Annotated in this window: 28 protein-coding genes; 9 read left to right on the top strand and 19 right to left on the bottom strand. The window is 72.9% G+C overall.

The genetic code is table 11. The features are described from left to right. Positions 1–82: 82 nt before the first annotated feature. A complete protein-coding gene (locus tag ACIQCJ_RS32960) occupies positions 83–1,201 on the top strand; it encodes a MerR family transcriptional regulator (protein WP_402713499.1) in 1,119 nt (372 codons plus the stop codon). A gap of 46 nt (positions 1,202–1,247) precedes the next feature. On the opposite strand, the gene ACIQCJ_RS32955 is transcribed toward ACIQCJ_RS32960, so the two are convergent. Continuing rightward, positions 1,248–2,279 carry a hypothetical protein gene (locus ACIQCJ_RS32955; RefSeq protein ID WP_402713498.1) on the bottom strand — a complete coding sequence of 344 codons (1,032 nt, stop codon included), beginning with the start codon at positions 2,277–2,279 and terminating at the stop codon, positions 1,248–1,250. A 150-nt stretch (positions 2,280–2,429) separates the two neighbouring features. Here ACIQCJ_RS32955 and ACIQCJ_RS32950 point away from each other — a divergent pair, with 150 nt between their 5' ends. The 3 genes from ACIQCJ_RS32950 (at position 2,430) to ACIQCJ_RS32940 (ending at position 5,483) form a co-directional block, all read left to right on the top strand. Continuing rightward, entirely contained in the window at positions 2,430–3,194 is a 765-nt protein-coding gene (locus ACIQCJ_RS32950) for a M15 family metallopeptidase (RefSeq protein WP_402713496.1), read from the top strand. A 95-nt stretch (positions 3,195–3,289) separates the two neighbouring features. Continuing rightward, positions 3,290–4,012 (top strand): flavin reductase family protein, encoded by a 723-nt coding sequence (locus tag ACIQCJ_RS32945; RefSeq protein ID WP_402713494.1) that lies wholly within the window; start codon positions 3,290–3,292, stop codon positions 4,010–4,012. A gap of 175 nt (positions 4,013–4,187) precedes the next feature. After that, positions 4,188–5,483: a M14 family zinc carboxypeptidase gene (locus ACIQCJ_RS32940; protein ID WP_402713492.1), complete on the top strand. Its 1,296-nt coding sequence runs from the start codon at positions 4,188–4,190 to the stop codon at positions 5,481–5,483. 289 nt (positions 5,484–5,772) lie between these two features. Here the strand turns inward: ACIQCJ_RS32940 and ACIQCJ_RS32935 are convergent, their stop codons facing one another. Then, positions 5,773–6,897 (bottom strand): HesA/MoeB/ThiF family protein, encoded by a 1,125-nt coding sequence (locus tag ACIQCJ_RS32935; RefSeq protein WP_402713586.1) that lies wholly within the window; start codon positions 6,895–6,897, stop codon positions 5,773–5,775. A gap of 305 nt (positions 6,898–7,202) precedes the next feature. Between ACIQCJ_RS32935 and ACIQCJ_RS32930 the strand changes: the two genes are divergently transcribed. After that, positions 7,203–8,486 carry a M14 family zinc carboxypeptidase gene (locus ACIQCJ_RS32930; protein ID WP_355341969.1) on the top strand — a complete coding sequence of 428 codons (1,284 nt, stop codon included), beginning with the start codon at positions 7,203–7,205 and terminating at the stop codon, positions 8,484–8,486. 84 nt (positions 8,487–8,570) lie between these two features. On the opposite strand, the gene ACIQCJ_RS32925 is transcribed toward ACIQCJ_RS32930, so the two are convergent. Together ACIQCJ_RS32925 and ACIQCJ_RS32920 are read right to left on the bottom strand one after the other, a co-directional pair. Continuing rightward, positions 8,571–9,611, bottom strand: a complete 1,041-nt coding sequence (locus ACIQCJ_RS32925; protein ID WP_391049713.1) for an aspartate-semialdehyde dehydrogenase — start codon at positions 9,609–9,611, stop codon at positions 8,571–8,573. A 113-nt stretch (positions 9,612–9,724) separates the two neighbouring features. After that, positions 9,725–10,600, bottom strand: coding sequence for a dihydrodipicolinate synthase family protein (locus tag ACIQCJ_RS32920; protein ID WP_402713489.1), 876 nt, complete (start codon positions 10,598–10,600; stop codon positions 9,725–9,727). An 84-nt stretch (positions 10,601–10,684) separates the two neighbouring features. Between ACIQCJ_RS32920 and ACIQCJ_RS32915 the strand changes: the two genes are divergently transcribed. Further along, positions 10,685–11,125, top strand: a complete 441-nt coding sequence (locus tag ACIQCJ_RS32915) for a GNAT family N-acetyltransferase (protein ID WP_391049717.1) — start codon at positions 10,685–10,687, stop codon at positions 11,123–11,125. A 76-nt stretch (positions 11,126–11,201) separates the two neighbouring features. Here the strand turns inward: ACIQCJ_RS32915 and ACIQCJ_RS32910 are convergent, their stop codons facing one another. The 3 genes from ACIQCJ_RS32910 to ACIQCJ_RS32900 all read right to left on the bottom strand — a co-directional run bounded on the left by ACIQCJ_RS32910 (position 11,202) and on the right by ACIQCJ_RS32900 (position 14,101). Further along, positions 11,202–12,344, bottom strand: a complete 1,143-nt coding sequence (locus ACIQCJ_RS32910) for an aminoglycoside phosphotransferase family protein (RefSeq protein WP_355341957.1) — start codon at positions 12,342–12,344, stop codon at positions 11,202–11,204. 132 nt (positions 12,345–12,476) lie between these two features. After that, positions 12,477–13,202 carry an HAD family hydrolase gene (locus ACIQCJ_RS32905; RefSeq protein WP_402713487.1) on the bottom strand — a complete coding sequence of 242 codons (726 nt, stop codon included), beginning with the start codon at positions 13,200–13,202 and terminating at the stop codon, positions 12,477–12,479. Then, positions 13,199–14,101 (bottom strand): GntR family transcriptional regulator, encoded by a 903-nt coding sequence (locus tag ACIQCJ_RS32900; RefSeq protein ID WP_401313738.1) that lies wholly within the window; start codon positions 14,099–14,101, stop codon positions 13,199–13,201. Before ACIQCJ_RS32900 ends, ACIQCJ_RS32905 begins: the two co-directional genes overlap by 4 nt. A 235-nt stretch (positions 14,102–14,336) precedes the next feature. Here ACIQCJ_RS32900 and ACIQCJ_RS32895 point away from each other — a divergent pair, with 235 nt between their 5' ends. Then, the gene (locus tag ACIQCJ_RS32895) at positions 14,337–14,504 is read left to right on the top strand and encodes a hypothetical protein (protein ID WP_355341949.1); all 168 of its coding nucleotides are present in this window, start codon (positions 14,337–14,339) and stop codon (positions 14,502–14,504) included. Positions 14,505–14,571: 67 nt separating this feature from the next. On the opposite strand, the gene ACIQCJ_RS32890 is transcribed toward ACIQCJ_RS32895, so the two are convergent. Continuing rightward, a complete protein-coding gene (locus ACIQCJ_RS32890) occupies positions 14,572–15,828 on the bottom strand; it encodes a GNAT family N-acetyltransferase (RefSeq protein WP_402713484.1) in 1,257 nt (418 codons plus the stop codon). A 142-nt stretch (positions 15,829–15,970) separates the two neighbouring features. Then, positions 15,971–16,585, bottom strand: a complete 615-nt coding sequence (locus ACIQCJ_RS32885) for an ABC transporter substrate-binding protein (RefSeq protein ID WP_355342334.1) — start codon at positions 16,583–16,585, stop codon at positions 15,971–15,973. Positions 16,586–16,858: 273 nt separating this feature from the next. Between ACIQCJ_RS32885 and dtd the strand changes: the two genes are divergently transcribed. Further along, positions 16,859–17,284: a D-aminoacyl-tRNA deacylase gene (dtd, locus tag ACIQCJ_RS32880; RefSeq protein WP_391049727.1), complete on the top strand. Its 426-nt coding sequence runs from the start codon at positions 16,859–16,861 to the stop codon at positions 17,282–17,284. A gap of 41 nt (positions 17,285–17,325) precedes the next feature. Here the strand turns inward: dtd and ACIQCJ_RS32875 are convergent, their stop codons facing one another. The 7 genes from ACIQCJ_RS32875 to ACIQCJ_RS32845 all read right to left on the bottom strand — a co-directional run bounded on the left by ACIQCJ_RS32875 (position 17,326) and on the right by ACIQCJ_RS32845 (position 23,193). After that, positions 17,326–18,336, bottom strand: a complete 1,011-nt coding sequence (locus ACIQCJ_RS32875; protein ID WP_355341940.1) for a folate-binding protein — start codon at positions 18,334–18,336, stop codon at positions 17,326–17,328. Positions 18,337–18,365: 29 nt separating this feature from the next. Beyond that, positions 18,366–18,803 carry a Fur family transcriptional regulator gene (locus ACIQCJ_RS32870; protein WP_355341937.1) on the bottom strand — a complete coding sequence of 146 codons (438 nt, stop codon included), beginning with the start codon at positions 18,801–18,803 and terminating at the stop codon, positions 18,366–18,368. Between the two features lie 138 nt (positions 18,804–18,941). Further along, positions 18,942–19,505 carry an FABP family protein gene (locus tag ACIQCJ_RS32865; protein ID WP_355341934.1) on the bottom strand — a complete coding sequence of 188 codons (564 nt, stop codon included), beginning with the start codon at positions 19,503–19,505 and terminating at the stop codon, positions 18,942–18,944. Between the two features lie 237 nt (positions 19,506–19,742). Further along, positions 19,743–20,657 carry a hypothetical protein gene (locus ACIQCJ_RS32860; RefSeq protein ID WP_402713480.1) on the bottom strand — a complete coding sequence of 305 codons (915 nt, stop codon included), beginning with the start codon at positions 20,655–20,657 and terminating at the stop codon, positions 19,743–19,745. Beyond that, positions 20,657–21,538: a hypothetical protein gene (locus ACIQCJ_RS32855; protein ID WP_402713478.1), complete on the bottom strand. Its 882-nt coding sequence runs from the start codon at positions 21,536–21,538 to the stop codon at positions 20,657–20,659. Before ACIQCJ_RS32855 ends, ACIQCJ_RS32860 begins: the two co-directional genes overlap by 1 nt. Beyond that, the gene (locus tag ACIQCJ_RS32850; protein ID WP_402713476.1) at positions 21,535–22,395 is read right to left on the bottom strand and encodes a hypothetical protein; all 861 of its coding nucleotides are present in this window, start codon (positions 22,393–22,395) and stop codon (positions 21,535–21,537) included. Before ACIQCJ_RS32850 ends, ACIQCJ_RS32855 begins: the two co-directional genes overlap by 4 nt. Before the next feature lie 54 nt (positions 22,396–22,449). Further along, a complete protein-coding gene (locus ACIQCJ_RS32845) occupies positions 22,450–23,193 on the bottom strand; it encodes a hypothetical protein (RefSeq protein WP_402713474.1) in 744 nt (247 codons plus the stop codon). A gap of 200 nt (positions 23,194–23,393) precedes the next feature. On the opposite strand from ACIQCJ_RS32845, the gene ACIQCJ_RS32840 reads away from it, so the two are divergent. Then, positions 23,394–23,756 (top strand): DsrE family protein, encoded by a 363-nt coding sequence (locus tag ACIQCJ_RS32840; protein WP_355341920.1) that lies wholly within the window; start codon positions 23,394–23,396, stop codon positions 23,754–23,756. An 11-nt stretch (positions 23,757–23,767) separates the two neighbouring features. Here the strand turns inward: ACIQCJ_RS32840 and ACIQCJ_RS32835 are convergent, their stop codons facing one another. The 3 genes from ACIQCJ_RS32835 to ACIQCJ_RS32825 all read right to left on the bottom strand — a co-directional run bounded on the left by ACIQCJ_RS32835 (position 23,768) and on the right by ACIQCJ_RS32825 (position 25,447). Beyond that, on the bottom strand, positions 23,768–24,154 hold the full coding sequence (locus tag ACIQCJ_RS32835) for a DUF3099 domain-containing protein (RefSeq protein ID WP_402713472.1): 387 nt from the start codon (positions 24,152–24,154) through the stop codon (positions 23,768–23,770). Between the two features lie 146 nt (positions 24,155–24,300). Continuing rightward, positions 24,301–24,591 (bottom strand): DUF1416 domain-containing protein, encoded by a 291-nt coding sequence (locus ACIQCJ_RS32830; RefSeq protein WP_355341914.1) that lies wholly within the window; start codon positions 24,589–24,591, stop codon positions 24,301–24,303. Between the two features lie 19 nt (positions 24,592–24,610). Further along, positions 24,611–25,447: a sulfurtransferase gene (locus ACIQCJ_RS32825; protein ID WP_355341911.1), complete on the bottom strand. Its 837-nt coding sequence runs from the start codon at positions 25,445–25,447 to the stop codon at positions 24,611–24,613. Positions 25,448–25,523 lie beyond the last annotated feature (76 nt).

Genomic DNA, 25,523 nt, shown 5'->3' with positions numbered 1-25,523 from the left:
GACTCTCACGTCGGGGAAGACCCCAGCATCGGACGCGCGCCGGACGGAGGCCCGGCGCGAGGAGGGACGGAGGAGCGCGGGCATGGAGCGGGACACGGGACCCGGCCTGATGGGCATCGGGGCCTTCTCGAAGGCGGCCAGGCTGTCGCAGCGGGCGCTGCGGCTCTACGACGAGCTGGGCCTGCTCTCCCCCGCCCGCGTGGACCCGGCGACCGGCTACCGCTGGTACGCACCGGAGCAACTGGAGAAGGCCCGCCTGGTGGCGTGGCTGCGCCGCCTCGGGATGCCGCTGGCCGGAATCCAGGAGGTCTGCGCCCAGGAGGGCCGGGACGCGGCCCTGTCGGTCCGCGCGTACTGGACCCGCGTCGAGGCCGACACCGCCGCCCGGCGGGACCTGGCCGCCTTCCTCATCGACTACCTGTCCTGGAAGGACCCCGCCATGTCAGCCGCCACCGCACCGCTCGGCATCCGTTACGCCGCCCTGTCCGACACCGGGCTCGTCCGCGAGAGCAACCAGGACACCGCCTACGCGGGCTCCCGCCTGCTCGCCGTCGCCGACGGCTTCGGGACCGGCGGCGCCCCCGCGGGCGCCGCGGCCGTCGACGTACTGAAACGCCTCGACGCGGGCGCGAACACCGTCCCCGCCGGTGAGCTGCTGAATGCCCTGGAGGACGCCGTCGAGCAGGCCGGGCGGGCCGTCCGCGGCGTCGCCGCCGCCGAGCGCGAGCCGGGACACGTCGGCACCACCCTCACCGCGATGTTCTGGACCGGCTCCCAGCTCGCCCTCGTCCACATCGGCGACTCCCGCGCGTATCTGCTGCGCGACGGCGGCTTCTTCCAGATCACCCACGACCACACGATGGTCCAGTCGATGGTGGACGAGGGCCGCCTCAGCCCGGCCGAGGCCGAGTCCCACCCCCAACGATCCCTGCTGGCACGGGCGTTGTCCGGTACGGGCCCGGCCACCGACGGGAGCGCGGGCGCCGACATCCGGCTCCAGGACGCCCGCCCCGGCGACCGCTATCTCCTCTGCTCCGACGGGCTGTCCGCCGTCGTCCCGGCCGATGACGTACACGCCACGCTCGCGACGACCCCGGACCCCGACGACGCGGTCCGCGCGCTCGTGGCCCTCGCCAACCGCAACGGCGGTCCGGACAACGTCAGTTGCGTGGTCGCGGATGTCGTGGAGCTGCCCGCCTGACGCCCATGGCCCGCTGATCCGCCGGACGGGCCCTAGGACTTGGGCCCTAGGACTTGGGCTCCAGCACGTCCACGCGCGGCAGGTCCCGGTGCCGGTGGTGCGCGTCGGCGACGGCGGCCAACGCGGGCCGGTCCAGGGCACGGTAGGCCGCGGCCAGCAGCTCATGGGCGTGACCCTCGCGGGTCGCGTCGCCGACCGAGGCCCAGTGCAGGTCGCGGCCGAGGACCAGCGCCTCCGTCGGATCACCGGCCGCGAGGCGCCGCCGCGCCTCGGCGACGGCCGCCGCCAGCTCGCCGGGGTCCGCGAAGACCGCGGCCATGTGCGTGCCGAAGGCGTGCTCGTCCGCGCCGTTGTGCGGCGGGCGGCCGAGTGCGGTCTCGCCCGCCGCGAGAGCGCCGCCGCCGTCGAGCGTGGTGATCCGGCCGGGCTCGACCGGCGGGCGCCGGTAGCCGTACGTGTGGGCGCGTACGTAGTCCGCGCCGGTCGCGGTACGGTCGCCGGTCTCGAACTCGCCGATTTTCGACCGGAGTCGGGCCATCCCCGGCGCGCGCTCCGCGACCTCCTCCGGCTCCCGGCCGGTGTCCTCGTGCAGGTCGTACCAGTGGCGTTCGAGCGTGACGCGGACCGCCTCCAGCGGGGTGCGGCAGGTGCGGTCGATGCCGCCGCCGCCGTCGTTGTTGTAGTACGAGCCGACGCCCGCGCAGGTGCGGCCGTCGTCGTACCAGAGGCCGTAGTGCAGGCCGTCGGTGCCGCCGTGCAGGAAGGTCAGGAACTCGGGCGGGTCGCGGTAGTAACGGCCGTGCGCGCGGATGTCGACGCCGTCGCGGGCTCGCGCGCCGGGGGCGTCGAAGAGGTCCATCACGCCGTACGGCCACAGCTCCAGGTCCGCGAAGGCCGACGCCTCGACGGGGTCGAGCGACCCGATGAAGTCGTGGAACCGGAACAGCGAGTCCGGCAGCTCGAACCCCCAGTCCGCCAGCACGCGCGCCTCGACCGCCGCCCGCAGCCGCTCCCGGTCCCGTTCCCGCTCCCGGTTCCGGTCCCGCTCCCGCTCTCGGTCCCGCTCCTGCTCGCTCATCCGTCCGCCCCGTTCCACGACGCCCCGCGCCCGGCTCTGTCCCTGACCCGCGCAGGCTAGCGAAGGCCGCGCGGCCGGGGCGGTGGCGGGGCCGGGCGCGGGGCGGGGCCGGGCGCGGCACTTGGGCGGGCGGCAGGCGATGATCGGACCATGAGCGAAATCGTGCTGATGTCGGACCCGCGCATCGCGGCCATCCCCGTCGAGGACTGCGACGAGCCGCTGCTCGACGTGCGGAGCGACGTGCGGGGCAACGTGCGGGGCGGCGGACGAGGCCGCGTACGAGGCGGTGGCGGACGAGGCGGTGGCGGACGAGGCGGGGCGGGAAACAGCGGCCCCGGTACGGACGGACCGCTCGGCGCCGTCGACCCGCGCCGCCAGGACGACGACGGCAGCTTCGCCCACCTGCGCGAGGGCGTCCTGACCCGGCTCGCGCACGCGCGCACGCTGCTGCCCGACGGCGTCGGCCTGCTGTTCGTGGAGGGCTACCGGCCGCCGTCCCTCCAACGCGCCTATTTCGAGGGGTACTCGGCGCAGCTGCGCGCCGCACGGCCGGAGTGGACGCCCGCGCGGATCAGGGAGGCCGCCAGCCGTTACGTGTCCCCGCCGGAGATCGCGCCGCACAGCGCGGGCGCGGCCGTCGACCTCACCCTCGTCGCGGACGGCCGCGAACTGGACATGGGCACCCGCGTGAACGCCAACCCCGAGGAGAGCGCGGGCGCCTGCTACACCGACGCGCCGGGGCTGTCGGCCGAGGCCCGCGCCAACCGCCGTACGCTGTCCGCCGCGCTCACCGCCGCGGGCCTGGTCAACTACCCCACCGAGTGGTGGCACTGGTCCTACGGCGACCGCTACTGGGCGCTGGCCACGGGTGCGCCGCACGCCCGCTACGGCCCCCGCGAGCGGCCCGGTTCCTGACCCCGCCGACACTCCCGTACCGAGGCGTACGGCCCCCCGTACGCGACGTCCGATACCCGCCAGCGACCGGCGGCCCCGCGCACAACACTGGCCGTATGACCTCAGAGATCACCGCGGCGACCGCACCCGCCGTCCACTCACGCATCGAGCCCGGAATCCTCTACTTCGGCACGCCCGTCGTGCTGCTCTCCACCGTGAACGAGGACGGGTCGGCGAATCTCGCGCCGATGTCGTCGGTGTTCTGGCTGGGGTGGCGGGCGATGCTGGGGCTCGGGGCGCGGTCGCAGACGGCGCGCAATCTGCTGCGCGACGGCGCGTGCGTACTGAATCTGCCCGAGGACTCGATGGCGGCGGCCGTGGACCGGCTGGCGCTGACCACCGGGCGCGATCCGGTGCCCGAGGGGAAGGCGCGGCGCGGATACCGTTACGAGGGCGGCAAGTTCGAGCTGGCCGGGCTGACCCCGGTGGCGTCGGAGACGGTCGCGGCGCCGCGCGTCGCCGAGTGCCCTGTGGCGCTGGAGGCGGTGGTCGAGGCCACCCACCCGCTGGCCGAGGACGACCCTCAACAGCGCGGCGGGATCGTGGTGTTCGAGGTACGGATCACGCGCGTGCTGGTGCACGACAAAATACGGGCGGCGGGCACGCGGGACCGGATCGATCCGGACATGTGGCGGCCCCTGGTGATGAGTTTCCAGCACTTCTACGGGCTCGGCCCGCGACTGCGGGATTCGGCGCTGGCCACCATCCCCGAACGCCTCTACCGGGGGCCCGACATCGGGCGGTCGCGCGCCGACTCGGGTGCCACGGGGCGCTCTTGACACCCGGGGGCGGCCCGCACAGCCTTGGGTGGCGCGCCCACGGCACCCGAACTCCGCTACTCCGCCGGTGGCGCGCGATGTGCGATACGCGGCGCGCCGGTTCGGAGCGCGGTGGGGGTGGGCACGGCGAGTGGACGCCGCCGTGGTCGTGGATATGGGACGAGGAGGAGCCGTCATGCGCGGGCCAGACGCGTATCCGACCGTGTCAGGTGTCGCGGCGGCGGCCCGCGTACTGACCCGGCGGCATCCCGACCTGTGCCGGATGCGGCTGGCCGGGGAGTCGCGGGCCGGGCGGCCCCTGTGGCTGCTGTCGGTGGGACACGGCAGCCGGCACGTGCTGGTGGTGGCCGGAGCGCACCCGGACGAGCAGACGGGCGGGGCGAGCGCGCTGTGGCTGGCCGAGCACGCGGTCGCCGACCGGCAGCGGCAGGCCGACGCGGATCTGACCTGGGACTTCCTCCTCTGTCTCGACCCCGACGGCACCGTGCTCAACGAGACGGGTCCGGCCGGGCCCCGGCCGCCCGCCGTCCACTACCGGCACACCTACCGCCCGGCGTCGGCCGATCAGCCCGAGCGGGCCGGGGCCTTCCGCGCGCCGGGTGACGAACTCCCCGAGACGATGGCCCTGTTGGCGGCGATCGACGAGCTGAAGCCGTTCCTCCAGTGCACGCTGCACGGCACCGACGTCGGCGGCGGTTGGGTGCGGCTGACCGCCGATGTGCCGGGCCTGGCCGAGCCGTTCGGCAAATACGCGGCCGAACTGGAGATCCCGGTGCAGACCGGCGCCTACGACGCGCTGCACTGGACCGGGTCGGGGCCCGGCGTCTTCGTGCGGCCCCCCGCGGGCACGCCCGGGCGGTTCACCGACGAGCCGGAGAACGCGGCGGGCTCCACCTGGGCCCGCCCGCACCGGCACGGCGGGCTGACCGCCGTGGTCGAGGTCCCGATGTGGGCCACCCGGCGCGTGGCCGACCAGGACGCGCACCCCGGCCCCGCCCAGGCCGTCGCCTCGCTCGCCGCCCGGCTGCGCAAGGACGGCGCCGCCACCGCGTCGGCGCTGGACCGCGCCTGGCGCCTGCTCTCCCCGCAGGCCGCGCACAGCCCGCTGCTGCGCGGTGTCGAGCAGGCCGTCGGCGCCTTCTCCGGCCTCGCCGACGACTACGAGACGCTCGCCGACGCCTCCCCCGTCCCCCTGACCATGGCCCACGTCGCCGCCCTCGACATCGCCGCCCGCCGTATGCCGCTGCGCGCCTCCGGGATGCTGCTGCGGCTGCTCGACGAGGAGCGCTGCGGCGAGGGCGACCCCGGCGGCGACCACGGCCGTCTGCGCGGCCGGCTGGAGCGCCGGATCGACTCCGGCGCCCGTGACCTGCTGGCCGCGACCGACGCCCACTGGGTGCCGGTCGGCGACCAGGCCGAACTCCAGGCCAGGACCGTCCTGGCAACCGTCGACCTCACGTCAACGCGGTGACCCGCCCCCTCAAGGACCCCGCCCGCACCCCGGAGAGATCGGCGCACCGTGCCGGGGGCACGTCCCGGCCGAAGGCCGAGGAACCGCGCGCCCGACCGCCACGCTCCCCGTACGTCACCACCCGCCCCCGAGGGGAAGCCCGGTGGTGTCCGGGCCACCCGCCGGTGGGGGGTTGCTCGCACCCCTGACGGGGCGCACCCCCTTTCGTCCGGGCGGCGAGCCGGTCAGTTGGGCGGGCCCGGGCACGACGCTTCCGCAGGTCACCACCCGCCGCTGGGGCCTTGGGCCCTTACGTGGGGTGGTCGAGCGGGCCGCAGGCCGGGCAGTCGGGGCGGCGCGGGTGGCGTTGGAGTACGGGGTCGCCGAGCGCCATGAGGTTGATGCCGTAGCGGAAGCCGGGGCGCATCCGCGGGACGCCGGTGAGCAGGGCGATGGCGGCGTGGGCGACGAGCGTGCCGGACAGACCGGCGGTGACGGCGCTCGCCGGATTCCACGGCATGCGGGGCGAGGCGGCGTCCTCGCTCTGGCCGGGGCGCAGCCGCAGATCGCGCCGTGCGTCCTCGCCCGCGCGCTGGCACTCCCAGCAGGGCCCGTCGCCGGGTACGTGGACGCCCGCGGTGACCAGCGGGCCGCGGTAACCGCCTTCCACCCAGGGCAGGTTGAGGGCGATGCAGACGCGGTTGGCCCAACGGCGGATCTCCGGCGGCCGGTCGGCGCCGAGGACCAGCAGGTCGTACGGTGACCGGCCGCCGCCGTCCGGGGCGAGGAGCGCGGCGAGGGCGTCGGGGCCGCGGATCTCCCGCCGTTCACCGGTGACGGTGACATCGGAGTTGAGGGCGCGCAGCGCGGCCACCGCCGCGTCGGCTTTCGGCCGCCCGATGTCGGCCTCGCGGTAGAGCGTCTGCCGGTTGAGGTTGGACAGTTCCACGACGTCGGGGTCGACGGTGTGGACGTGACCGACGCCGGAGGCGACCAGCGCCTGCGCCGCCATGCCGCCCGTACCGCCGACGCCGAGGACCAGCACGCGGGCCCCCGCCAGGCGCAGTTGGGCGTTCCACGGGCTGGCCCGTGAGCTGAGGTCCATCCAGCGCAGCAGCGCGACACCGCGGGCGTGCCGTACGCGGTCGCGGTCGACGAGCCCCGCGGGCAGCGGTGCCGCCGCGTCGTCCACGAAACCCGCCTCCCGTAAGTCCGCCATCGCGGAGCCGATCGTGGCGGCGGGCAGAAGTAAGCGGGGGTGCGCGGCGGCGACTTCGGCGGCGATCTGCGCCGCGGTGCGTGTGCCGTCCATCGCCTCGGTAAGGGTCCAGATCCAGCCGTCAGGGTCCTCGATCTCGGCGCCGATCCCGTAGATCACACTGCCGATCCTGACGTTGCCGTCGGCGGTGCGATAGGGCTGGTGTTCGGGTTTGATCCGCGGCCTGAGCAGCGCCTCGGAGTCATCGGTGTGCGGTTCGGTGTGCGGTGGTGCCGTCATCAGCCGACCCCCTCGTGCTCCGCCCGTACGCATGAGTACGTACGGACCTTGACACTGTCGCCGGGCCGCCGGAGCCTTGGCAAGGTGCGGGGGAATCAGTGGGGGATCCAGGGGCCAAACCGTTCAACTCCTCAGCGCTGCACCCTGCTTGGACAGAGAGGAGTCACCGTGGCGAACACCACTCTCGTCATCCGACGGCTGGACAAGGAAGAGACCACCGGCGACAGCAACTCCAACGGCACGTGACGTCGGACGCCGACGCCTATCCCAGCGTCGCGGAGGTCGCAGCGGCGGCCTCCGCGTTCGCGTACTCGCGGCCCGTGCTGAGCACCCTGCGGGTGGTCGGCCGGTCCCGGCAGGGGCGTCCGCTGCATCTGCTGACCGTCGGGCGCGGCCGTCGGCACATCCTGGTCGTCGCGGGCCCGCACTCCGACGAGCGCGTCGGGCCCGCGACCGCGCTGCGGCTGGCGCACCGGGTCGCCGCCGACAGCCGCCTGCACTCCGGGGCGGGCGCCTCCTGGCACTTCCTGCTCTGTCTCGACCCGGACGGGACCGTACGCAGCGAGGCCGGGCCGCCGGTGCGGCGCACGCCCGCCGAGCACTTCCGGCACGCCTACCGTCCGCCCGCCGACGAACAGCCGGAGTGGGCGCCGTCGATCCGGCCGCCGGACGACCAACTCCCCGAGTCCCAGGCGCTGGTGAGCCTCATCGACGAGCTGCGGCCGGAGTTGCAGTGCTCGCTGCACGGCAACGACCTCGGCGGCAGCTGGGTCCAACTCACGCGTGACATACCGGGGTTGGCGGAACCTCTCGGCAAGCTCTCCGCCGAGCGCGACGTGCCCGTGCAGACCGGCACGTACGACGCCCTGTACTGGACGGTGTCGGGGCCCGGCGTCTATCTGATGCCCGCGCCGGGCCAGCGCGCCCAGTTCGAGAACCTGCCCGAGGACGTCAACCGTTCGACCTGGATCCGCCCGCACCGCTACGGCGGGATGACCGCGCTCTTCGAGGTCCCGATGTGGGCCAGCCGCGATGTCGCCGACACCACGGCGCACCCGGACCCGGCCCGCGCCCTCGCGGCTCTCGCCGCGCTTCTGCGCCGCCACGCCGACCGTACCCACGCCCTGCTCGACGCCGTACGGCCGCTGGTCCCCGACCCCGGCTCCCCGGCCACCCGCCCGCTCCTGCGCATCACGGGCGGCATGCCCGCCATCATGCGCAGCGTCGCCGACGACTGGGACGGGCTCCACCCCTCCCCCGTCCCCCTCACCCTCGCGCACCTCAACGCCCTCGACATCGCCGCCCGCCGCATCTCCCTGCGCGCCACCGGGATCATGCTCCGCCTCCTCGACGGCCGCGGCGGCTCCGCCGCGCGCACCCTCCACGGCGTCTGTTCCGCCCAGCACGCCCGCTGGGCGGCCGAGTTGGCCGCCGGTCATGAGTTGACGTGGGTGCCGGTCCCCGACCAGGTTGACCTTCAGTCGGAAACAGTTCTCGCCGCCTTTCGCCTCCTCAACGAGACCTGACCCCCCTCCGAGGCGCGCCCCCACCCCACCGCCCTCGCGCAGGGCGGTGCTTTCAGGGCGCTGGGGGCGTACGCCCGAGGGGGGCTAGAGCGCCGCGGTAGCGGCAAGCTCGGCGGCGACGAGCTCGGCCACCTGAACGGCGTTCAAAGCGGCCCCCTTGCGAAGGTTGTCGTTCGAGACGAAAAGCGCGAGCCCGTTCTCGACGGTCTCGTCGAGGCGGATGCGGCCGACGTACGACGGATCGCGCCCGGCGGCCTGAAGCGGCGTGGGAATGTCGGAGAGCTCGACGCCGGGTGCGGACCGCAGAAGGTCATAGGCACGGGCGACGCCGAGCGGCCGGGAGAAGCGGGCGTTGAGCTGGAGGGAGTGGCCGGAGAAGACGGGGACGCGTACGCAGGTGCCGGAGACCTTGAGCTCGGGGATCTCGAGGATCTTGCGCGACTCGTTGCGCAGCTTCTGCTCCTCGTCGGTCTCGAAGCTGCCGTCGTCGACGAGGTTGCCCGCGAGGGGGACGACGTTGAAGGCGATGGGCCGGGCGTAGACGGCGGGCTCGGGGAAGGCGACGGCGTCGCCGTCGAAGGTGAGCTGGTCGGCGGATTCGACGACCTTGGTCGCCTGGCCGTGCAGCTCGGCGACGCCGGACAGGCCGGAGCCGGAGACGGCCTGGTAGGTGGTGGCGACCAGGGCGGTCAGCCCCGCCTCGGCGTGCAGCGGGCGCAGCACCGGCATCGCGGCCATGGTGGTGCAGTTCGGGTTGGCGATGATGCCCTTGGGGCGGTGGGCGATGGCGTGCGGGTTGACCTCGGAGACGACCAGGGGGACGTCGGGGTCGCGCCGCCAGGCGGAGGAGTTGTCGATGACGACCGCGCCCTGGGCGGCGACCTTCTCGGCGAGGGCGCGGGAGGTGGCACCGCCCGCGGAGAACAGCACGATGTCCAGGCCGCTGTAGTCGGCGGTGGACGCGTCCTCGACGGTGATCTCGCCGTCGGCCCACGGCAGAGTGCTCCCGGCGGACCGGGCGGAGGCGAACAGCCGCAGCTCCGTCACCGGGAACGCGCGCTCGGCCAGCACCTTGCGCATGACCGAGCCGACCTGTCCGGTCGCTCCGACGATTCCGATCCTCATCCGGCTCTCTCCGATCGATGTGTGCCGTTCCGTACGGCTGCGTGCCGTTCCGTACGACTGCGTGCCCGCCCGGTCGAGTATCCCCCGAGGCGGGAGCGGGGCGGCGGGGCATTTCAGGGGACGAGACGCAGCCTGGTCAGGGCGTCGTCCACGACGGCGGGCGGCGGGGGCAGCAGCGGCAGCCGTACGTCGGGGGTCGGGATGCGGCCCTCCGCGTGCAGCACGGCCTTGATGACGGTCGGGTTCGGCGCGCGGAAGAGGGCGGCGGCCAGGGCGGCGAGGCGGTGGCCGAGGGCCGTGTCCCCCTTGGCGTCCCCCGTGGCCGCGGCCTTCGCCAGCCCGGCCCAGCGGGCGGTGGCCAGGTGCGCGGAGGCGAGGATGCCGCCGGGGGCGCCGAGGGCGAACAGGGCGGGCGCGAAGATGTCGTCGCCCGCGAGGATCTCGAAGCCGTCCGGGTGATCGCCGAGCAGGTCGACGGTCTCGGCGTCGATGCCGCCGGTGGCGTACTTCACACCGGCCACGCCCGGCAGCGCGGCCAGCTCGCGCAGCGTGCGGGCGGTCAGCGGCTGCCCGGTGCGGTACGGCACGTGGTAGACGATCAGCGGTACGGGCCCGGCGGCGGCCAGCGCCGCGAAGTGGGCGAGGACCCCGGCCTCGCCCGGCCGGGAGAAGGACGGCACCGTGGCCAGTACGGCGTCAGGCACCACCGGCGCCCCGGCGAGCGCCCCCAGCTCCCGTACGGCCGCCGCCGTGGCGCCGCCGGCCGCGCCGAGCACGAAACGCGCGCCGTGCTCGCGGCAGACCCGGCCGACGACCGCCGTCACCTCGGCGCGTTCGCCGGGGTCGAGGGCGGCGGCCTCCGCGGTCGTGCCGAGCGCCACGAGCCCGGCCGCGCCGTCCCGCAGCACCTCGTGCGCGAGCCCTTCGAGGGCGCCCACGGCGACCCGGCCCTGTGTGTCGAACGGCGTGACCAGCGGTACGAGGATCATGTCCGCGAGTCTGACCCGAGCCCATGGCGAAGGTCCAGTTAATTGTCGTGCACGGAACCGTTAAGCAGCGCTACTCTCCCGCGCATGTACGAGATCTCCGCGGACCCGGCCCGCCTCGACGTCCCCCGTATCCACGACTGGCTCTCCACCGACGCCTACTGGGCCCTGGGCCGCACCCTCGCCACCCAGCAGGCCGCCATCGACGGCTCCCTCAACTTCGGCGCCTACCACCCCGCCACCGGCGCCCAGCACGCCTACGCCCGCGTCGTCACCGACCTCGCGACCTTCGCCTACCTCTGCGACGTCTACGTCGACCCCGCCACCCGCGGCCAGGGCCTCGGCACCACCCTCGTCACCGCCATCCGCGACCACCTCACCCCCTACGGCCTGCGCCGCGTCGTCCTCGCCACCGCCGACGCCCACGCCGTCTACGCCAAAGTCGGCTTCACCCCCCTCACCGACCCCGACAACTGGATGACCCTGGGCCTCCAGAACCCTTCGGTGCGGGAGCCGCGGAACCGCTGACGCGGCCTCAGCGACGCAGGCGGCCCGCACGGCCTACGGGGATACGCGGCTCACGGGGCCTGCGGGCATACGCGGCCTACGCGGCCTCGGCGATGTCACCGCGCAGCGGCGGGACGCGCACGCCGTCGCGCTGCCGCTTGCGCACCCAGTCCACCAGCGCCCGCTCGACCTCCGTACGCGTGGCCACCCGGCGCAGCCGCAGCGGCACCGCGGCCAGGTGCAGCGCCGCCCGCACCCGGCTCACCCCGGCCCCGACCATGCCAGGACCCGGATGCGCGTCGAGCGCGAGCGCCACGCGCATGGTGTCGGCGAACAGCGACTGGGCCCGTTCGTAGGCGGTGTACACCGGCAGGTCCCGTTCGAGCCCGGCGGCGGCCTCCGGGTGTACGCGGAGCACCGCACGCCGCCAGCGCTCGATGACCTCGGGCCGCTGGTCGGCCGGGTACCGCATCCGCACCAGGTGGATGGCCAGGTCGTGCAACGGGTCGCCCCACATGGCGAGTTCCCAGTCCACGACGGTGAGGCCGCCGTCGGCGCGGACGATGAGATTGTGCCGGTGCAGATCGCCGTGGAGCAGCGCGAAGGGCCGTCGGCGCAGCGGCGGCATCCGGTCGCGGAACCAGCGCAACGCGTTCGCCGGGACTTCCAGCGCGGCGAAGAGCGGTGCGAAGTCGGCCCAGTTGGCGGCGCGCACATCGTGCTCGGCGAAGTCCGCGCGGGCTCTGAGGAAGGCGTTGGAGTCGCCGTCCGCGGCCCAACCGGCGGGCAGCGGGGGCAGATCGGCCGCCGACACCCGGGTGAACCCCGCCATCTGACCGACGATGGCGTCCACGACGAAGGGATCCACCGGCTTGCCCGGCGCGCAGACCTCCGCCAGCGCCTGCCCTGGCACGTACTCGTGGACGGAGAATCCGCCGAGTCCCACGTAGTGCCGGGGGGTGTTCTCCACAACCGCCGTGCGCTGCAAGGCGTTCAGGATCTCGCCCTCGTCGGGCCAGACGCGCTCCACGACCTTCAGCGAACCGTCCAGCGGCACCCGCACCTTGACCGGGGTGTGCGCCTCGAAGCGCAGACGCTCCGCCATGCCGGGCGCCAGATCGATGACGTAGTTGCTGTTGTGATGACCTGTCAGCCGCTCACCGAAGCGCGTGGCATCCTGCCGGACCGTGTCCCAAGCGGCAGCAAGGCTCTGCTCCCGGCCGGTCGTCAGGACGCCCAAAGCATCGCTCCCACGCGCTCGCGCACTCACGAGACCGCCGAAGGGCGGCCAGTGTTTGGCACGAACATTAGTGGGTAACGGCAGCCCCCGCCATCGGAGAGCCGTTAAGACCCGGTTACGGACCGCGACGCCTCACCCGTTCGGGCGACGACTCAACGCGCTCGCGGCGACGACGAGGTCACCCATCCCGACGACCACCGGATGGGGCTCGATCTCCTGGAGCCGCGCCACCCGGCTCCTGGACCGCGCGTAACCGAGGAAACGTACCCGCGCCGCCCGCGCCGCCTCCGCGTCCCGCGGCGAGTCACCGATCATCAGGCACTGCTCCGGCCGTACCTTCAGCGCCGTCATGGCCCGCAGCAGGCAGTCGGGGTCCGGCTTCATCCTGGCCGGGTCGTACTGGTCACGGCCGTAGATCCGCGACCCGAAGACGCTCTCCAGCGAATGGCTCTTCAGATACGTCTCGACGGCCTGGGGCGAGTTGTTGGTGGTGATGGCGAGCAGTCGGCCACTGAGCGCCACGGCCCGTACGAATTCGTCGGCGCCCTCTGTCTCGCGCGCGGACGGTACGGCCGACTCCTCGCCGTGCGCGAGTATCCGCTCGAGCTCGGCGGCCACTCCGGGCGGCCAGGGCTCGCCGAGCATGGCGTGCGGGTCCTTGCTGCGCGCCGTCGCCGGATTCGGGGGACGTATCCCGTGCCGGTCGAGGTACCGGCGCATCTCTTCCGCTATCAGGCTGGCCGGATGCCTCGCGAACAGTTCGCAGACCGGTCCGTCGAAGTCGAGCAACAGGCATTCTGCCGCGTCGAGCAGGGCGAACGGGCTGCTCTCAGGTGATTCGAAGTACGTAGGAGTCACTCAAGGAGTGTCAGCGGCTCGGCGATCGTTGACCAGAGTGAGTCAAACCACTCCTGGGACTCGGTGACGAACTGCGAGTCCCGCTCCTTGGGCTTCTCGGTGTTCAGGCCGAACGAGAAGAGCGTCGCGGTGATGCCGAGGACGTCGTAGATGTTGCCCTTGCCCCGCTGGCCGAACTCGACCTCGCGGTCGATCACTTGATAGTGGCCGAACAGCGCGGTCCGCCCGTTGATGAGGTAGAGCTTGTGCATCGGGGTGATCGGTACGGTCCGCACCTCGACCGACTGCTCGACGTCGGGCTGGAATTCGGCCAGGGCCGCGAAAGCGGCGCGCACCGTGAGGACATGGGCGCGGACGAGTTGTCGTAGCCGCCACAGCGGGCGCTCGTCGGAGGCGTCGGCGACCAGCCGGGGAATCGCCAACTGCGCGGACAGGCTGGGCATCATGAGGCGGAGGCGGATCGACTCGGGCTTGAGGTCGCCGTCCTGAACCCGCGTCAGAGGTACGACCAGCGCGCGGCTGAGGGTTTCCGTGGTCAGCGAGTAGGCGTCGATGGTGACGTGCTGGTGCGTGAACGCCTCGTCGATGTGCGGCCGGAGGGCCTTGGAAGCACGTCCCGGCTCCTGGAGCCGAGTCTGCGAATCCGGGCGGTCTTCCTCCCAGCGCAGCACCTCGGACGGGCGTCCGCGCTGATTGTCGATGTAGCCGTCGTCGCGGAGTACGCCCAGCGCACGCTGGATCGTGGGACGGGAGACGTTGAAGCGCTCTTCCAACTCCGCCTGAGACGGTATGCGTCCGCCGACCGGGTAGCGACCGTCGACGATCTCACCGCGGAGTACGTCCGCGATGTAGCGGTATGGGGGTCGGGAACCGTTGGTTCCGGCGTCTTCCTCGTCCACAAGACGACGTTACAACTTCCGGCGGGACAACGGTGCTTACCTGACCCGAGTTTATCGATCTCGGCCAACTGGGCACACCCTTGATAGAGGCAGCCTCTCTCAACTTCTCATTCGGGTAGGGAAGTTGAATGATCCAGCCTCATCGGGGGTCGCCAACTTCCCGTCCGATGGCGTGCGGGACATCGCAGCCACCCGCCTTCTGCAAAAGCGCGGAGTCGCGAAGGAGGGATCGGTCATGCTCGCTCTCAGTTTGTGCGCATATGCCTTCGAAGAGATCATCCAGTGGCGGTACGGCGCGGCAGGGGCCATCGCCGTCGGGCTGGTGGGACTCGGTCACAAGATGCGGAACACCACGTTCACCTGCATAGGGATCACCGCGATAGCGCTGCTGCTGGCGCAGTGACGGGCCGCGGAAAAGCGGGCAACCGGGTAAGCGGCTAACGGGTAACGAGTAACGGCTAACGCGGGGATCAGAAGACGTCGGGGCACCAGGGCCGGCGTGGGGTGCGGAACAGGGCGTCGGCTGTCCTGGCCGCACCCGTTCGGTGTTCGGAGACACGGCCGAGGGCGGCGAGGCGGACCGGGGACTCGTCGCCGAGGTAGAGGCAGCCGAGGTCGGCGACGGACAGGGAGAGGTCGGCGGAGGCCGAGGTGGGGGTGCAGGAGGCGGCGCCCGAGGGCGAGGTCTCCAGGAGGAAACGGCCGCCGGCCAGGCCCGCGGGGTCGTGGACGTCGAGGACGAGGGCGGCGGGGCCGCCCGCGTAGGTGCGGGCGGACAGGGCGGCGGGCACGTCGAGCATCCGCAGCCACATGAAGTCGGCGTAGGTCTCGGTGCGGGCGGCGCGCGGGTCGCCGAGGAGCAGCGGCAGGAGGTCGTCGGGCGCGCGGTGGCCGGACTTCAGCAGCGTCACCCAGTCCAGCGCGAGCAGGAAGCGCCACAGCGCGGTCTCGGCGGCCGGGGAGGCGGCGATCAGCCCGTGCACGCTCAGCTCGACCTTGGGGAACTTGCCCGGCCAGTGCTCTTCCTTGGCGGCGTACGCGGCCAGGCCGTCGACCCGGCCGCCGGCGTCGCGGTAGACCACGAAGAAGGGCTCGGTCCACGGCTGGGAGTCCAACGGCCGCTGTCCGGTGTTGACTTCCCACCAGTAGGGGGTGCGGTTGATCGCGCCGGGCGTCACCGCGCGGACCCGCTCGTGCAGCGCGGGGCCGACCTTGCGTACGTCCTCGACGGTCACGAGGTCCACCCGGCCGCCGTCCGTCGGACCCGCCCAGCGCCGGTCGAGGCCCGCGCGCGGCACGTCGATCTCCCAGTCCGCCACCCAGGTCGCCGCGCCGAAGCCGTACCGTCCGTAGATCGGATATTCGGCCGCGACCAGGATCGACACCGGCTCGCCGCGCTCCTTGGCGGCGGCCAGGTCGGCCGCCATCATCCGGCTGGCCAGGCCGCGGCGGCGGTGTGTGCCGGTCACGGACACGTTCGTGACGGCGGAGGCCGCGACGGCCGCGCCGCCGGGCACGGTGAGCTGGCGCGGCATGCTGCGGAAGGTCGCCACGCAGCGGCCCTGGTCGAAAGCGCCCTGCGTCCGGCTCAGGTCGAACGCGGCCCTGCGGGCCTCGACCTCCGCCGCGCTCACCGAGGGCGCGAGATGGAAGCCGGCGAGCTTGGCCCGCACCCAGTCGGCGACGTCGGATTCGGCCAGCGTGCGGATCTCAGGGCTCGAGGTCATACGCGCACGCTACGGACGCTCCCGGCCGTCCGCACCCGAATTTCGGCCGGGGAGCCGCCGGGCGCGCCGCCCCGCCGCCACCCCGCGCCCACCCACCGCCACCGCGCACCGAACCGCCCTCACCCGTCCGACGGCACCGCCCTCACCCGTCCGACAGCAGGTCGTCCACCTTCGCCTCGCCCTCCCGGTACCGCCGGGTGATCTCCGCGCTGCACCCGTCCACCGTCTGCTGGAGGGCCTGACGGCGGCGTGAGACCTGCTGCTCGTTGCGGACCAGGCGGCCCATCGCCGCGTCCAGCTCCGGGTCGGTGCGGGCGTCGAGGTCGGACAGCTCCACCTCGGCGAGCATGTCCTCGGCGAGCTGCCGCACCCGCTCGGTCAGCGGGGTGCCGAGCGTGACGTGGCGGGCGGAGGAACGGACCCGCGAAGGCCCGTCGGTCAGGATCTCCGAGAGCCGGTCGAGCACGGGCGACGTACTCGGCGCGTCGGGGCCCTGCCCCGCGGCCGTACCGCGCGCGTCCCGCCCGCTGCGCCTGGCCTGCTCGGCCTGGAGGATGTCGATCCTGCCGTGCAGCATCCGCCGCAGATACGACAGGTCGGCCTCCTCCTGCTGCGCGTCCCTGCGCAGGGCGCGCAGCGCGCCCAGGTCGAGCGCGCCGAGGTCGGGCGCGGGCAGGTCGGCGAGCGGGTTGCGCGGCGCGGGCGTGCGCAGCGGACCCCGTGAACCCAGCGGACCAGATCCGTCGGCCTTCAGCATGCGGTGGCCCTTCGTGGTGGGCGCCGTCGGTACGGCAGTGCCGGAAGTCTCTCCAGCGCCGGAAGTGGTCATGCCTGTTGTCCCCTCCGTGGCGGCGCCTGCGCCGCCACCCTTCCGATGCTGCCACCTGCCCCTGTCACCCCGCAGCGACTCTGCACCCGAACGGCCGTCGCAACTGTTGTGCGAAGCCGCCGACCGGGCGTACGTTCCCCTCCCCGCGCTCCCCCTCACCCGTGTGGGTGGCGTGGGGGCGCGGCAGGCCACAATGGGCGCATGCGAGCGGTGGCCCAGCGGGTGAGCGAAGCGGAAGTCGTGGTCGACGGGGAGAGCGTCGGTGCCATTACGGGGCCCGGCCTGTGCGTCCTGGTCGGCGTGACGCACGACGACACGAAGGAGAAGGCCGCGGCGCTGGCCCGCAAGTTGTGGACGCTGCGGATCCTGCCCGACGAGCGGTCCTGTTCCGACATCGGCGGCCCGCTGCTCGTCATCAGCCAGTTCACGCTTTACGGTGACGCCCGGAAGGGTCGCCGCCCCACCTGGAACGCCGCGGCGCCCGGCGACCTCGCCGAGCCTCTGGTCGACGAGGTCGTCGCCCAGCTCAGGGCGCTCGGCGCGACCGTCGAGACGGGCCGGTTCGGCGCGGACATGAAGGTCTCGCTGACGAACGACGGCCCGTTCACGGTGGTCATCGACATGTGAGGCGGCACCCGCGCCCCGAAAAGCCATACGCGCCAACGGACCTACGGCGCCACGACCGTCTCCTGCGACGCCGCCGTCTGCTCCGCCATCAGCACCGCGTCCTCCGGCGTGTTCCGCTTCACCAGGGCCAGTGCGATCGGCCCCAGCTCCCAGTGCCGGGCCGAGGACGTGACGAAGCCGATCGCGCGGCCGTCCTCGCCGTCCGAGGCGAGCCGGACCGGGGCGCCGTGGCCCGGCAGCCGCACCTCGCTGCCGTCCAGGTGCAGAAAGACCAGACGGCGCGGCGGGCGGCCGAGGTTCTGGACGCGGGCGACCGTCTCCTGTCCGCGGTAGCAGCCCTTCTGGAGGTGCACCGCGGTCTCCAGCCAGCCCAGCTCGTGCGGGATCGTACGATGATCGGTCTCCAGGCCCAGCCGCGGCCGGTGCGCCTCGATGCGCAGCGCCTCCAGGGCCAGCGCGCCGATCGGCGGCGCGGCCTTCGCGGCGAAGGACTCCAGCTCGGCGCGCGGCACGAAGACGTCCCGGCCGTACGCGGTCTCCCGCACGGCCCACTCCGACGGCACCGCCGTGATCGAACCGGCGGGCAGGTACACCACCGCGTAAGCGTCCGTGGCGTCCGCGGTCTCGACGCGGTAGAAGAACTTCATGCTCTCCAGGTAGGCGAGCAGCGCGCCCTGCGTGCCGGGCTCGACGTGCATCCAGGTCGTGGTGCCGTCGTCCACCAGGTAGAGGGCGTGCTCGATGTGGCCGTTCGCCGACAGGACCAGCGCCTCGGTCGCCTGCCGGGGGGGAAGTTTCTCGACGTGCTGGGTGAGCAGCAGGTGCAGCCAGGACAGCCGGTCGTCGCCGGACACCGTCACCACACCGCGGTGCGACTGGTCCACGAAGCCGGTGCCGTCCGCGAGGGCGCGCTGCTCGCGGAAGAGGTCGCCGTAGTGCGCGGCCACTCCCTCGTCGGGGCCCTCGGCGAGGACAGCGCCGGGCAGCGACAGCAAAGGACTCTTCTTCACGCCGGTGGTCGCGCCGTCCGTCATGTTCACGCCGTCAGTCATGCCGTCAAGACTACGACTCCGCGCCGGTGCTACGACTCCGCGTCCGAACGCCTGTCCGCGCAGTCCCGGCAGCGGCCGAATATGGCGAAGTGCTTCATGTCCGTCTCGAAGCCCAGCTCCGCGCGCAGCCCGTCCTTCAGCGGCTCGGCCAGCGCGACCGGCACCTCCGTGACGGAGTCGCAGTCGCGGCAGACCAGGTGCATGTGGTCGTGCCGGTCGGCGAGGTGGTACGTGGGGGCGCCGTGGCCGAGGTGGGCGTGGCTGACCAGGTCCAGCTCTTCCAGCAGCTCAAGGGTCCGGTAGACGGTGGAGATGTTGATCCCCGAGGCGGTCTTGCGGACCTCGCACAGGATGTCGTCGGGCGTCGCGTGCTCCAGTACGTCCACGGCCTCCAGCACGAGCTGGCGCTGGGGCGTGAGCCGGTAGCCGCGCTGCCGCAGATCGGTCTTCCAGTCGATGGTCACCACACGGCCAGTGTAGGACCGTCCCGGAAAGCCGACCGTCCCGGAAAGGCGCCCTGGCTTCCCCGGCGTACGCGGGGCGCGGACCCGGGCGTACGCGCGACGCCGGGGCGTACGGCCGGCTCCGCCTCCGTGAAGCCCGGCCTACTTGAAGAAGGCGATGCCGTCGTCCGGCAGGTCCTTCAGGTCGGCGGCCCACTCCCGCGGGTCCACGACCTTCTTCAGGTGCGCCGACATGTACGCGCGCAGCGGCACCGCGGGGGTGGCCTTCTCGCCGACCCACATCAGGTCGCTGTTCACGTACCCGTACAGCCGCTTGCCGCCGCTGTAGTCGGGCGCGCCCGCGAGCCGTGCCACGGCATCCGTGACCAGGTCGATCTGCGGCTTGCCGTCGGCCAGCTCGCCGGTCCAGATCTCCACGACGCCCTCGTCACGCGTGGTGGTGACGTCGACCTTGCGGTCCTTGTCGATCCGCCAGAAGCCGCTCTCGCTCTCCAGCGGCCTGACCTTCTTGCCCGCCTCGTCCAGCACCCACGAGTGCGAGGTGTACTCCAGGAACGGGCGGCCGTCGTGCGTGAAGACGACCTCCTGCCCGAAGTTGCACTTCTCGGAGCCCGGGAAGTCGTGGACGCCCGCGCCCTCCCACCGGCCGAGCAGGAACACCAGCGGTACGAGGTCGGGGTGCAGGTCGGACGGGATCTCGATCATGTCAGCGCTGGCCCTGGTAGAGCTTCTTCACCGCGTAGAACGCGAAGAGCGCGACGCCCAGGCAGACGAGCACGAGCAGGGCGTCGTAGACATACTCAATTTGCACGGGACGTGCTCCTCGGACGGATCATGCGGACGGGCCGCGCACGAGTCTAGTGCGCCGCCCGTCCGAAGGCGCGGCCAGGCCGCGTGACGTGCGCCCCAGCGCCCCGCCCCGCCGCCCGCGGCTTCAGGCGCTCAGCCGAGCAGTTGCGCCTGAAGCCGTACGGTCTGGCGGAACGGCACCGCGGGTGTGCCCCGCTTGACGCCCGCCTGCCGGCCCGTCGACTGCACGACCAGCGCCAGCGTGTCCCCGGCGTGGACGAAGGCGTACCGCGTCGCCGTGTCGTCGTACGGCGGGGTCTGGGCGTACGCGGAGACGGTGACGGGGACGGGCAGGGAGTCCGACTCCACGGAGTTGTCGCCCTCCTTGCTGTCGACGTCGGTCAGCGTCGTGTACTCGGCGCTGGTGGCGTAGTCACCGGCGTAGGCGGTGCTGATGAACTGCACGAGGTAGATCTGCGTACGGGTGCCGTCCGGCATGGACCAGGCGCGGCCCGCGATGTGCCGCAGGCCCTGTGCCGTGAGCGTGGTCCCGGCGGCGGCGCGGTCGCCGACGTCGAACCGCCCGACGTAGTCCTCGGCGGCCACCCAGCCCTTGACGCCGGGCAGCGTGGCGTCCTCGACCGCGCCTTCGGGCAGCGGCAGCAGCAAAGACCTGAGGTCGGCGTAGTGGCGGCCCGAGGGGTTGACGCCCGTGTCCAGCGCGCCCGGCTTGCCCGCGGGCAGCTTCGGCAGCGCCAGCGGCGGAAACGTCCACCGTCCGTCGTCCGGCGTCTTGAGCCCCGGCACCTTCGTCCGCTCCGGCTGCGTCACCGCGTACGCCGTCGCCCCGCCGAACGCCGCGAAGACCAGAACGGCGGCCGTCCACCGCGCCAGCGCCCGCAGCCGCCGCCTCGGGCGGCGGGCCACGGGAAGGAGGTGCGGCTCGACGGCCGGCGCGTCGCCGGGCCCCTGGGACTCCGGCCGGGACTCGGAAAGCCGCTCCGGCTGAGACGGCGGCTGCGGCGCGAGGGGGGTGGCGGGCTCAGCCGCAGGCGAATTGTCGGGCATCAGACGGCCTCTCCCGGGTCCTTGATGCGGTCGAGTTGCTGGGCGAGGAGTTTGGCGGCCTCGTTCTTCTGGAGCGGGACGACACCGGAGGCGGTGACCGTGACCATGAGGTCGCCCTCGGTGGCCTGGCAGAGCATCTCGTCGAGTTTTTCGCCGGGCTCGGTCGGCGGCAGCACGCACGTCGCGCCGGGGTGGCCGTCGATCGTGGGCCCGTCGCGGAAGACGCCCAGCGCCTTGGTGAACTCGGTGAAGTAGTCGGTCTGGGCGTGCGCCGCCGTTTTGTTCTTCATCTGGACGATCTCGATCTCGACGATCAGATTCTCGATCGACCGGTACGTCCGCATGCCCGCGCCCTCGATGTGCAGCTGCGCGAGAGCCTTCTCCGTCTTCGCGCGCTGCTTCTTCGTCAGCCCGCCGAGGTCGCCCTTGACCAGGTCGGCGGCCTTCGCCGCGTTCAGTTCCACGTCGTTGCCGAAGCCCTCGACGTCCGGCCCCGGCCCGTAACCGGCGGGCATCGGCAGCAGCAGCTCGCTCAGGCTGCCGTAGTGGCTGCCGCCGGACTTCGCGCCGAAGTCCTCGGTGGCGGTCGGCGCGGGCGGCGTCCAGGGCGTGGCCACGGCGGGCTTGGCCGACGTGCCGTCGTCGCGCTGCTTCAGCACCGCGTAGCCGATCCCCCCGCCCGCCGCGACGGCCACCAGCGCGCCGACGGCGATCAGCGCGGGCCCGCGCCGCGACCGTACGGGAGCGGGCACGGGTGCCGGAGCGGGAGCGGGAGCGGGAGCGGGCGGGGGAGCGGGAGCGGGAGCGGGCGGGGGTACTGCCGGGGGCCCGAAGGGGGCGGCGGGGACGGACGGCGGTACGTTCTCGGGCTCGTCGGTCACAGCCGCTCCAGTTGCCGCTTGATGAGGGACAGGACGGCCTTGACCTTGACCGGGTGCTCCGAGTCCAGGACGACCTCGACGAAGAGGTTGCCGACGCGGGCGAATCCGATGCCCCGGTACTGGGGCAGATAGCCGTCGCTCTCGTACGGCCTGCCCGAGCCCCACGCCTGGCCGTCGGCGGTGCCGGGCACGGGCGCGTTGTGGGCGAAGTGCGGGTTGGTGCCCGCGGCTCCCACCTGCTCGGTGAGGTGCCTGCCGGTGTACAGGGTCGCCTCGTCACGGAACTGCACGACTTCCACATGGGAGAAGTCGAGGCGGGCGTCCGTCCAGCCGGCGCCCGCCACCCGGCGGAAGTCGTTCTGGGCCAGCCGGGTGAAGGCGATATCGGGGCGGCCGTAGCCGTCGGCGTATTCGACCAGCGACTGCCAGCCGCGTTCCAGCTCCTTCGTACCCTTCGTCTTCGGTGTCGGCACGAGCAGTTTCAGCAGGTCGCCGTCGTAGACCGCGTTCCGGTCCTGGGCGACGGGGAGGGCCGGGACGTCCGGGCCCGTCCCCTTCGGCTGGGCCAGCGCGGGGCCGGTCAGCGGGGGCAGCGGCGTCGGCTCACGGTCGTGCTGGATCTTGTAGCCCACGCCTCCCCCGGCCAGCACGCCGAGCACCAGCGCGGCGGTGATCAGCAGCGTCGTGCGCCCGCGCGGGCGCGGCGGGTGCGGCGGCGTGGGCGGGAGGTCCTGCGTGGGCGGCGTGGCCGGGAGGCCCGGCGCGGGCGGCGTGGGCGGGAAGTCCGGCGCGGGCGGCGCCTCGGGCTCCGGCTCGGGGCCCCGCTCCTGGGCAGGGGTGTCTTCGGACAGGGACAAGGGGATCTCCACGAGATGGTTCGGAAGGAGAAGGTCGCGCGGCCGGACCCGAGGTCAGTGACCGGTCTTCAGCCGCTGGAACTGGGCGTCGAGCAGGCGCTGGACCAGCGCGGCGGACGGTGCCTTGCCGCCGGTCAGGGTGATCGTGATGTGGACGTCGCCCTGGTGGGCGACGGCGACCACGGCGCTGGTGCTCTCGGCCGAGGAGGACTGGAGGTTGTAGGCGCGGGCCGGATAGGCGGTGGTCAGCGGAATCCGGGCACCCTGGTACGAGTGCTGCGCGTCGTACGCGGCGGTCTGTTCCGCGCTGCCGAAGCGGATCAGCCGGGCGCTGACCTCGAAGGCCCCGTCCCCGGTGAGGTACGTGCGGTAGGCGCCGGTCCGGAAGCCGTACGTCTTCAGGGCCGCTCGGGCGTCGGACGGGTCGGAGGCGCTGCCCGCGATGTCGTCGGCGGTGTACGGCGAGCCGTCCGGGTCGCCGTAGACGTCGGCGTCCGAGGGCGCGGGGAGCAGGAAGAAGCGCAGGTCACCGGTGTGGACGCCGTGCGAGACCCGGCCCGGGACGCGCGCGGCGGCCGTGGGGGATGCCGTAGAGGGCGTGGCCGCGCCGGTGGTCGGGGCCGCTGCCGCGGCGGAGGGCCTGGCGGGCGGGGCGACGGACGCGTCGGCGTGGCCGGAGGAGGAGCCGAGGGCGACGACCGCCCCCGCTGTCACGGCCGCCACGGCGACCAGTCCGGCCACGGCGCCGAACAGCGCGCCACGGCCGCGGCGGCGTACGCCACCGTCGTTCAGTTCCACAGAAGCCCCCCCGGGCGTACACGCGTGCGATGCACGCGGACTCGCATTATGTCGAGACGACACAGCGGCTTCACAACGAAATTTGCCGACGCCTGCGTGACGTACGACACAGCCGGAGGGCAGAGGTGCCACCGGTACGGGTGCCGTGCGGCTCCGGGACGGCTGTGCGGCTCCGGGACGGCTGCGCCTACGCTGGCCGGATGGCGAAGAAGCTCGTGATCAAGGTGACGGCGGGCGCCGACGCGCCCGAGCGGTGCTCGCAGGCGTTCACGGTGGCGGCGGTCGCGGTGGCCAGCGGCGTGGAGGTCTCGCTCTGGCTGACCGGTGAGTCCGCGTGGTTCGCGCTGCCCGGCCGCGCGGCGGAGTTCGAGCTGCCGCACGCGGCGCCGCTGCCGGATCTGATCGACGCGGTGCTCGCCGCCGGGCAGGTCACCTTGTGCTCGCAGTGCGCGGCCCGCCGTGACATCAAGGAACAGGACGTCATCGCGGGCGTACGGATCGCGGGTGCGCAGCTCTTCGTCAGCGAGATCATGCCGGACGGCGTGCAGGCGCTGGTCTACTGACGGCGCGGGCGCTACGGCGGACCGCCGCGGTCCAGCTCGTCCCACCACCGGTCGGACTCCGGGTCGCCGGACGAACCGTAGCTCTGGCGCTCGGACCGCGCCGGGGTCATCCTCCGGTGCTCCTCCATCGAGGTCGCGCCCGGCGGGGGCGGGTCATCGCGCTCTCTCCCGGTCGGCTTGCGCTCCTCGGGCCGCAGCGGCTCCTCGTCCCACCACCGGTCCTCAGGGCCCTTCCGGTTCGCCACGATCGCCGCGACCGGCGGGATCACCATCGCCACCAGGCACATCGCGATGGCCGCCGGCACCGACCAGATGCGGACAACCGACCACGCCATGACGAACAGCACCACGCAGGTGCCCATCATGGCGAAATACCAGTGACGGCGACGCGCGTTCACCCTTCAACGGTACGTCCGCCACGCCGGATCAGCACCCGCCGCGCACCCCCCGCCGGACGGAGTCCGGCACAGCAGAGCGGCGGCTTTGGGCGGGAACAGCGAAGGGCCGCGCCCCCTTGCGCGGGGTGCGGCCCTTCACGGCGGGGTCAGACCGCGATGGCGACCTCGGACGGGGCGCCCTGCTGGGCGACGACGGTGCGGTCGACGGTGGCGCCGGGGACGAGGGCGCGGAGCGTCCAGGTACCGGGGGCCGCGAAGAAACGGAACTGCCCGGTCGCGGAGACCGGCACCTCGGCGGTGAACTCGCCGCCGCCGTCGAGCAGCCGGACGTAACCGGTGACCGGCTCGCCGTCGCGGGTCACCGACCCCTGGATGATCGTCTCTTTCGCCACGTCAACTCCTGCCAGATCGGGCCCACCGGCCTTGGCTCCACACATAACGTTCAGTCCTCCGGGGTCAGTTGGAGCCGAGCTCGATCGGAACGCCGACCAGCGAGCCGTATTCGGTCCACGAGCCGTCGTAGTTCTTGACGTTGGCCTGGCCGAGCAGCTCGTGCAGCACGAACCAGGTGAGCGCGGAGCGCTCGCCGATGCGGCAGTACGCGATGGTGTCCTTGGCCAGGTCGACCTGCTCCTCGGCGTACAGCGCCGTCAGCTCGTCGTCCGACTTGAAGGTGCCGTCGTCGTTGGCGTTCTTCGACCACGGGATGTTGCGGGCGCTCGGCACGTGGCCCGGGCGCTGCGACTGCTCCTGCGGGAGGTGCGCCGGGGCGAGCAGCTTGCCGGAGAACTCGTCGGGCGAGCGGACGTCGACCAGGTTCAGCGAACCGATCGCGGCCACGACGTCGTCGCGGTAGGCGCGGATCGAGGTGTCCTGCTCCTTGGCCTTGTACGTGGTCGCGGGGCGCTCGGGCACGTCCACGGCCAGGTCGCGGGAGTCCAGCTCCCACTTCTTGCGGCCGCCGTCGAGCAGCTTCACGGAGTCGTGGCCGTACAGCTTGAAGTACCAGTAGGCGTAGGAGGCGAACCAGTTGTTGTTGCCGCCGTAGAGCACCACGGTGTCGTCGTTGGCGATGCCCTTGGCGGACAGCAGCGCCTCGAAGCCGGCCTGGTCCACGAAGTCGCGGCGGACCGGGTCCTGGAGGTCGGTCTTCCAGTCGATGCGGACGGCGTTCTTGATGTGGTTCTTGTCGTAGGCCGAGGTGTCCTCGTCGACCTCGACAATGACCACCTTGGGGTCGTCGATGTGGGCCTCGACCCAGTCGGCGTCCACCAGGACGTCACTGCGGCTCATCTTGTTTCTCCTCCGGGGCAGTACGGATGTGCGGTGCGCGACGGGCGCGCGGGGCTTGCGAGGGATACGCGATGCG

The sequence above is a fragment of the Streptomyces sp. NPDC093221 genome (assembly GCF_044753885.1).
In the GTDB taxonomy this organism is placed as follows: domain Bacteria; phylum Actinomycetota; class Actinomycetes; order Streptomycetales; family Streptomycetaceae; genus Actinacidiphila.
This window is presented reverse-complemented; position numbering and strand designations above follow the sequence as displayed.